This is a genomic window from Treponema sp. (assembly GCF_045657965.1).
Taxonomy (GTDB): Bacteria; Spirochaetota; Spirochaetia; order Treponematales; family Treponemataceae; genus Treponema_D.
In genome coordinates this window covers 1-7,897 of sequence record NZ_JAZOUG010000309.1, presented here as the reverse complement: position 1 = coordinate 7,897, position 7,897 = coordinate 1, and the positions used below count along the sequence as shown (strand labels likewise).

Here is a 7,897-nt window from a genome sequence, read left to right as displayed (position 1 = left end):
TTACTGATTCAGATGTAAATAAATAATGATTGTTAGATAAGACAGCACTCATAATGAGCCTCCTATTTAGCAAGATTTGCTGATTCATACGAAACAGCCCCAGTCCGCAATTTGGATAAATCAACTGGAATTGAAATGTCTAAACTGAAATATAATGTAATTCTACAGGAAAAACAATAGTTTTAAAATTTTTAATTAAAAATCTCCAAAATATCTATATTACACTTGTTTTTCTTCAATAATAAGTTATAATTCAAGATATTCTTAGAAGTCTCTTATTAAATAAAGTTATTTTGTTTTTGATTTTTTTGGATTAGAAGGAGACGGAACATGAAGAAATTAATTTTCCCATTTTCAGTTATTCTGTTTTCGCTTACAGCTTTGTCCTGTGATTTTTCTCTTCCGGAGAAGGTTTCCGTAAAATCTTCAGGAACTTACGAGTTTTCTCTGGGCGGTTCATCGATTTCTGTTGCAGATAAACTCAGTGTATCAAAATTAAAAGATATTCTCGACAAAGACGATAACTCCGGGCTTTCTGTTTACGATTACAACCCGACCGGTAAAAGCACTGATGTCCTTCAGTACATTCTTAACTACCAGATTGCAGACATTCCTCTTTCAATCACTACAGACTCTGATCTCGGTGAAATTTCTTTCAATACTACTTTCGACGCTCCGGATTTGTCTCAGACAATTTCAGACAGTCTGAATTTAACGCAGACTCTTACAGTTTATGAACTGGGTACAGACGGCTCATTAAGAGATAATTCTGGAAATTCTGGGATTCCCCTTACATTTAATATAACTTCTCCAGATTTTACTTACATGTACATCAGAAGCGGAACTTTTGACATCTCTCTTACTGCCCCTGCTAATGTTTCTGATGATTTTACAATGACAGCCTGTGTAACTCTTACTGATACAAACGGCAAAACTATTGCCGGTCCTTCTACTTCTGCTTCTCTTGCCGGCGGTGGAAATCTAAGTCTTGATTTGTCCGGCAAAACACTTGTTCCTAATATGCTGGTTTGGGTAAGCGGTGAAATTTCCGGTGGAACTACAGGAACAAAGCTTGATTATACGGTCAAACTTTCTCCGAATAACATCAAATTTTCAAAAATTACCGGACTTACAATGTCAAATTCTGATCTTGGCACAAACGGCACAATCTCAATTGATGAATCTTTTGCCCTTGACGGAATAAACTCAGTTTTAAAATCAGCAACAGTTGAATCAGGCTCGCTTTCTTTCTCATGTGCTTATCCTGAAGGCTGGAGTGGAATTGTAATTGAAAACGGCACAGAATTTAATCTTTCCGGTGGAATTACAATTCCTGATTCAGAATTCACTGACGGCGGAGAATCCGGCTATATTCTGCATAAAACAGCTTCCCTTAATGGTAAAACAGTAACGCCAACCAATGTAAGTACATCAGGAAGTCAGCTTGTATTCTCACTGCAAAACGCCACGATTGTATTTGCTGACGAAGGCGAAACAACTTCAATTACACTGGCAGGAAGCTGCTCAATTGACTCCCTCTCAAATCTCATCGTTGATATTTCAGAACTTGGAGAACTCGGTAACGGAGCAGGTTCCGGTGAAATTGATACAGGCTTAAGTTTTTCTTCACTGCTCAACGACATAGCCGACAGCGATGACAGTGAAATCAGCAATCTTCTCAAAAATATCGAATTTTCCGGCATTGAAGGCTACATCTTCATGACCTATCCTGTCGAAAATTCTGCAATCGAAGACCTTTCTTTTAATGCAGGTGTTACTGCATCATATGATGGTGGCAGCCAGACTTTACTTTCCAGTGATACAATCAAAATGAAGCAGACCACAGAAGATTTATCTTCACTGGCAGACTCAAACTATATGATTTCTACAGACAAAATGTTTGCTTCTCATGATAATGACGCAGACAATTATTATTCTGCAGAACTTACAAATGTAACAGAACTTCTTAACGATTTACCGGACAACCTTAAAATCGCTTACAATCTTACGCTTTCTGGAAGTGCCGGTGAAATCACTCTTGAAGGAGATGCTCTTGATGCTCTTACAAGCGGCTCTACTTCAATCAGCGTAAACATCGCACTGATTTTACCGCTTAAAATCAAACTCAATGATACTTATGACATTCCGTCTGCAAGCAGGCTCGATGACAGTTACATCACAATTAACGATGTTCTTTCTCTTGCAGGCCATGAAATTGATGAAGATTTATTAAAACGAGACAGTGCTGATGATAAATCTAAATTCAAAAAATACACTGACTTAATCGAAAGTGTTTCAGTTGTTTACACTGTCAAAAATGACACAGGCCTTAAGCTTTCCGCTGTTTTTTATGATGACCAGGTGTTCACAGACAGTGATTTTTCAAGCGACAGCTGCAAAAAGCTGACTGTTTCCGGTTCGCAGGAAACCCTCACATTCACCGGAGAAGAAATTGCTTCGCTTTTTGACAATTATCCTTTCTGTCCAAAGATAAAAATTGCAATCGAAGCCGACGGAAGTGAAATCAAAGTTCCACGTTCTGCAGAATTCGGTCTTGCAAACTGCAGGTTAATAATAAAGACTAACGGCACCGTTGACGTCTGGGAAAAATAAGGAGGCAGATTATGAAAAAGATTTTATCAACTTTGATTTTTTCAGCAGTCTCGCTTCCATGCGTTTTTGCCGTAGATTTAATTTCAAAACCTCACAGATATGTAGAACTCGGTCTTGATGCTCAGGTCGCAGCTGCAAACAGTTATTGGGCAGCAGGGGATGTTCTTAAAAAAGATCTTGTGATTGACCTGCAGAAAATTGCCAAAGAAATGCCTGATGACGGATTTTCCATCGGATTTTATAACCGGGAACAGGCTTTCCTTAATGTAAATGCAGGCAGTCATTTCAGGCTTTCCTTTTCTGGCGGAATTGAATCAACTGGAAACTTTAACATCAGCAAAGATTTATTTGAATTACTTGCTTCCGGTTTAAGTGTAGATTCTACAAAAACTGTTGATGTTACAGGCTATGCAGATGTTTTTGCCGACATGAACTTTTCATTTCAGACTCTCGTAAACGATTATGCCGTTAAAATTATGCCAACTTATTATGTACCGCTTGTTTATGTTCCAAAAACAACTGCAACAGCTTCAATCTCTACTACCTCCGGCGGAGCAGTTCATGGAGAAGCAAGTGCCAATGTCGAAATTTATACTGCTGCCAATATGCATGATTTTGTTGAAGACAATAATACCAATTTCAACATCTCAGAAATTATGAGTAACGGCGGTTTTGATTTGACTCTTGAAGTTGAACGGAATGTTCTGGGCGGTTTGAATATCGGCGGCTATGGCAGGATTCCAATTGTTCCAGGTAAACTCAACTACAAAATGAGCACAAGGGTTTACGCTTCTTTTGATGAAACAAATGTGCTTGGCTATCTTGATGAATCCGAATCACACACAACTGATCACGGGCATGATGATTTTACATATTCTGAAGCTACTTATAAGGCATACCGCCCGCTTAAACTTGGTTTGAGTGCAAACTGGACACCTTTAGGACAGTGGCTTAAGATTTCTCCGGCTGTCGGCTTTGCAATGAGAGATCCGTATTCTTCAGAAAACAGGCTCACTTATTTTGAATATATGCTTAATATCCGGCTTGGAATCTGGAAAATTCTTTTCTTTGATTTGAACAGCTCTTACCAGAACCAGATTTTCCAGCAGCAGGCAGGCGTTACTTTCAATTTCCGTGTTATCGAGATTATCGCTAAAGCAAGCCTTGCAAGTACAAACTTTGTAAACAGCTTTGATTTAAGCGGAGCCGGAGCATTTGTAGGATTCAGAATCGGATTCTAAAACAACGCACCATTCACCCGCTTAATTACTGACCTTTACGGTATAATTCCAGAAGGTCTTCCAGTTCAGAAATCTGCTCTTTAATTTCCTGTCCGCGGTCTGTGTCGGCGACATAGTGTCGTGACGGGAATTTTTCGACTGTAATTGTGTCGCTTACAATGTCACTGTCGGTTGCAATCATCTGGTCACAGCTGGTAAATTTTTCGTGAACAACCAAACGCAGTCCGTAAGAATTACAGACTAGCGTGTATCCTGCAATTCCTGTCTTTTCGTGGTAAGCTGCCGCAAATCCACCGTCAATAATCAAAAGTTTTCCGCCGCATTTAATCGGTGAGTCGCCTTTTTTTACTTCCTGAGGAACATGTCCGTTAATTATGTGAGCTGTTTTTGGGTCTAAGCCGAATTCCGTTAAAATTGCTTCAACCGTTGCAACATCTTCAACTTCATCATAATAATGATTTTTATGCTCTTTACTTGCTTCTTTTTCGGCTATGAACATATTTTCGAAGCAGGCCATTTTATCTTTTCCAAAAAGCGGCGATTTTGGACCAGTCCACAGATACCAGAGAATGCTTTCGCCTTTTTCCTTTTCTTTTGTTCCCTGTTTTGAAAAATATCCCTTGCGCGCCCAAAGTTCAAGCTCATCATAAAGTGCTTTTCCTGAAAATTCTTTACCGAAAAGATTTACTTTCAGAAATTTGCCTTCAGAATCAAGCGGCATACAGCCGTGGTACAAAAGATTTCCGTTAAAGACTTTGTAAAGATTGCCTTTTTTGTAAAGGAATTTTACGTGATTCTGAAGTTTTTCGCAGTGCATGAACGAATAAGCAAGCCGGTTCATGACCATTACTTCATCTTCGTTGAGTTTTGCAGGATTTTTACGGTCAACTGTCGGAAAATCGTTTTCAAGATTTGTTGAATTCAGCGGCCATTCTTTACCTTCGATTTGAATTGTTCCCTTCTGCCAGTTGATTTTGTCGAGAATAAGGCGGTTCTGCATTTCAAATTCAGAATTTGCGCGGATTATCTGGTCTTCAAGCTTGAACTGAATAATCGAAATTGCCTTGTGAACTGCGTGCCTGTCCATGTGCCCGTAATATTTCATGCAGAAAGTGACAAGCGGCGTAAGGTTGATTCCGTAGCCTTCTTCGAGAACATCAAGATTATTGTAGCGGGCACAAAGGCGCACAACATTTGCAATGCACACTTTACTGCCGCTAGCTGCCCCCATCCAGACAACATCGTGGTTTCCCCACTGAATGTCGAGTGAATGATAGTGAAGCAGCTTGTCTAAAATCTGATGAGGCCCCGGCCCTCTGTCAAAAATATCTCCGATAATGTGCAGGTGGTCAATTACAAGTGTCTGAATCATGTTGCAAAGCGCTTCGATTAAAGGTTCTGCCGCCCCGATTCTGATTACTGTCTGCAAAATCTGATTATAATAGGCCTGTTTATCGCTAAGTTCTTCTTTTTCGGTGATTAATTCTTCGATTACGTAGGCAAAATCTTCCGGCATAATCTTACGAACTTTTGAACGCGTGTATTTTGAAGAAACTCGGCGGAGCATTGCCACAAGACGGTGAAGGGTAACTGTATACCAGTCATTTAAATCTTCGCCTTTTTCGCTCTGCCGGATAATTTCGAGCTTTTCTTTCGGATAGTAAATAAGAGTTGCAAGAGAACGCTTTGTCGAAGCTGTTTCTGTGTTGCCGAAAACTTCTTCAATTTTTGTTCTGATTGAACCTGAGCCGTTACGCAGAACATGAGAAAACTGCTGGAATTCGCCGTGAATGTCTGTTAAAAAGTGTTCCGTTCCCTTTGGAAGAGAAAGAATTGCCTGTAAATTGACAATTTCAGAAATAACGGCACGCTCAGTCGGATACTGGCGTGCAAGAACTTTTAAAAATTTTTCGCTGTGCATAAATTTTCCTTAACCGAAAACTTGCTTACCTTCAAAGAAAGTTGCATGAACTTTACCGGCAAGTCTTTTGCCTTCAAGCGGAGTCGATTTACCTTTGCTGTAAAAATTTTCACTGTTTACAATCCATTCTTCATCAGAATCAACAAGAACTAAATCAGCGGAATAACCGATTTTAAGCCGGCCGGTTTTTAATTTAAGCAGCTTTGCAGGATTTTCGCTCATCAGTTTTGAAAGTTTTGAAAGTGAAAAGCCTTCTTTTTTGACTAATGTAGTATTGCAGACAGCAAAAGCAGTTTCTAATCCTGTAAAACCCGGACTTCCAGCTGCTTTATCTTCCTGTGTATGTGGCGCATGGTCTGTTGCGATACAGTCAACAGTGCCGTCCCGGAGTGCTTCAATAAGGGCACGCCTGTCATCTTCACTTCGAAGCGGAGGATTTACAAGGGCACGGATATTTGGTGCATCAGTGCCGACAAGTCCAAGATGGTGCGGCGTAACTTCAACTGTGCAGTTAAAGCCTTTATTTGTGTTTCCAAGTTCAATTTCTTCTTTTGCACGGCGCACAGCATCCATACTTGTTTTTGTTGAACAATGACATATATGAATATGACAGCCGGCTGTTTTTGCAATTTCAATATTGCGTATTGTTGCCGCATCTTCGGCAAGAGCCAGAAGTTCATTGGCTTTAGTAAGATTGCCGTCAATCTCAAAATTCACTGCTTTTGGAACATCCGGGGTTTCTATATTTACCTTTCCTGCAGGAATATCATACTGCTTCATAAAACCAAGTGCCCGCTGACGGTAAGGCTTTGCTGCCTGAGCCAGAGAAGGATCTTCACAATGACAGCTTACAATGATATTTTTTTCACCGGCTTTTTTCATGCCTTCAAGCATGACAGCACTTGAAGCAACATCACGGCCATCTTCTGTAATTACCGGGAATTTATCATTTGTAAGTGTCGAAATGGCACCTGTATCAGTTCCTTCAAAATTTTTTGTAATGCTGACAGTCTGGAAAATTCGTGCGAGTCCTTTTGAATTTGCTTCTTTCATAACTTTTCCGGCTGTATCTGAATCAGAAATTACAGGATTTGTATTCGGCATAAGAACAAGAGTTCCAAAACCACCGGCAGCAGCCGCATGAAGACCGGAATCTAAATCTTCTTTTTTAGTCTGACCCGGATAGCGGAAATGCGCATGCATATCTACAAATGAAGGCATCAATGTCATACCTTTAGCATCATAAAATTCAGGTTTTGAATCAGAATCAGAAAGAAATGCTGAAGCATATAAAAGGGCTGTTTTTGCTGATTTACATTCCCCTAAAAAAATACTTAAAATTTTGCCATTTGAAATAATAAGAGTTCCAGGGCTGTCAATCTTTGAATCAACAAGACGGGCATTATAAATAATCAAAAGTGAAGGATTTTCTTTCATAAGAAAATATTGTATCACATAATTGTTTCTGTGCGTATGAAAAATGATAAGAACTTTTAAATTTTTAATGAAATTTTTGCACCACCATTTTCAGAATTTTCTGCTTTAATTTCACCACCAAGGGCAAGTACCAGAGTTTTTGCAATGGAAAGCCCTAAACCTGAACCGCTTATATTTCGGTCATGCGAAGAATCCCCTTTGTAAAATCTCTCGAAAATATGCGGCAGTTCTTCTTCAGAAAAACCTTTTCCATTGTCAGTTACAGAAAGCTCTGTTTTATTACCTGACTTTTGTGCTTTAAGTATGATTTTACAATTTTCTCCTGCAAATTTGACACTGTTTGAAAGAATTACTGTAAAAATCTGATGGAGTTTCTGCTCATCTGTTTCAATTTCAAGGAAATCATCATCAATAATCTGAATTTTACAATCAGGATGCGTGATTTTAAATTCTTCTTTGAGATTGGCAAAAAAATTTGTCACAAAAAAACTGCTCTTCTCAACTTTCAGCTGGCCGTTTTCGATTCTGCTCATTTCAAGAAGAGTTGAAACAATTTTATTCATATTTTCCGTTTCATGTAAAATTGATTCGATTGATTGAGAAAGCTGTTCGGGATTATCTTTACCCCAGCGTTTTAAAAGATTTGCATGCCCGTCAATTATTGAAATAGGTGTTTTTAATTCAT

The 7,897-nt window shown here is 39.1% G+C and carries 5 protein-coding genes; 2 read left to right on the top strand and 3 right to left on the bottom strand.

The genetic code is table 11. From position 1 onward, the window contains the following. Positions 1 to 330 precede the first annotated feature (330 nt). Positions 331 to 2,613 (top strand): autotransporter outer membrane beta-barrel domain-containing protein, encoded by a 2,283-nt coding sequence (locus tag ACKI5B_RS11770; protein WP_407428986.1) that lies wholly within the window; start codon positions 331 to 333, stop codon positions 2,611 to 2,613. Positions 2,614 to 2,624: 11 nt separating this feature from the next. Beyond that, positions 2,625 to 3,854: a hypothetical protein gene (locus ACKI5B_RS11765; RefSeq protein WP_407428984.1), complete on the top strand. Its 1,230-nt coding sequence runs from the start codon at positions 2,625 to 2,627 to the stop codon at positions 3,852 to 3,854. Positions 3,855 to 3,879: 25 nt separating this feature from the next. Here the strand turns inward: ACKI5B_RS11765 and ACKI5B_RS11760 are convergent, their stop codons facing one another. The 3 genes from ACKI5B_RS11760 to ACKI5B_RS11750 all read right to left on the bottom strand — a co-directional run. Next, positions 3,880 to 5,775: a fructose-1,6-bisphosphatase gene (locus tag ACKI5B_RS11760; RefSeq protein ID WP_407428982.1), complete on the bottom strand. Its 1,896-nt coding sequence runs from the start codon at positions 5,773 to 5,775 to the stop codon at positions 3,880 to 3,882. A 9-nt stretch (positions 5,776 to 5,784) separates the two neighbouring features. Continuing rightward, positions 5,785 to 7,212, bottom strand: coding sequence for a dihydroorotase (locus tag ACKI5B_RS11755; protein WP_407428980.1), 1,428 nt, complete (start codon positions 7,210 to 7,212; stop codon positions 5,785 to 5,787). A 56-nt stretch (positions 7,213 to 7,268) separates the two neighbouring features. After that, positions 7,269 to 7,897: sensor histidine kinase (locus tag ACKI5B_RS11750; RefSeq protein WP_407428978.1), on the bottom strand; the 629-nt coding region annotated here is incomplete at its 5' end.

Coding starts and splice junctions, on each gene's coding strand:
- ACKI5B_RS11770 (WP_407428986.1), top strand. CDS start 331: ATGAAGAAATTAATTTTCCCATTTTCAGTTATTCTGTTTTCGCTTACA.
- ACKI5B_RS11755 (WP_407428980.1), bottom strand. CDS start 7,212: ATGAAAGAAAATCCTTCACTTTTGATTATTTATAATGCCCGTCTTGTT.
- ACKI5B_RS11760 (WP_407428982.1), bottom strand. CDS start 5,775: ATGCACAGCGAAAAATTTTTAAAAGTTCTTGCACGCCAGTATCCGACT.
- ACKI5B_RS11765 (WP_407428984.1), top strand. CDS start 2,625: ATGAAAAAGATTTTATCAACTTTGATTTTTTCAGCAGTCTCGCTTCCA.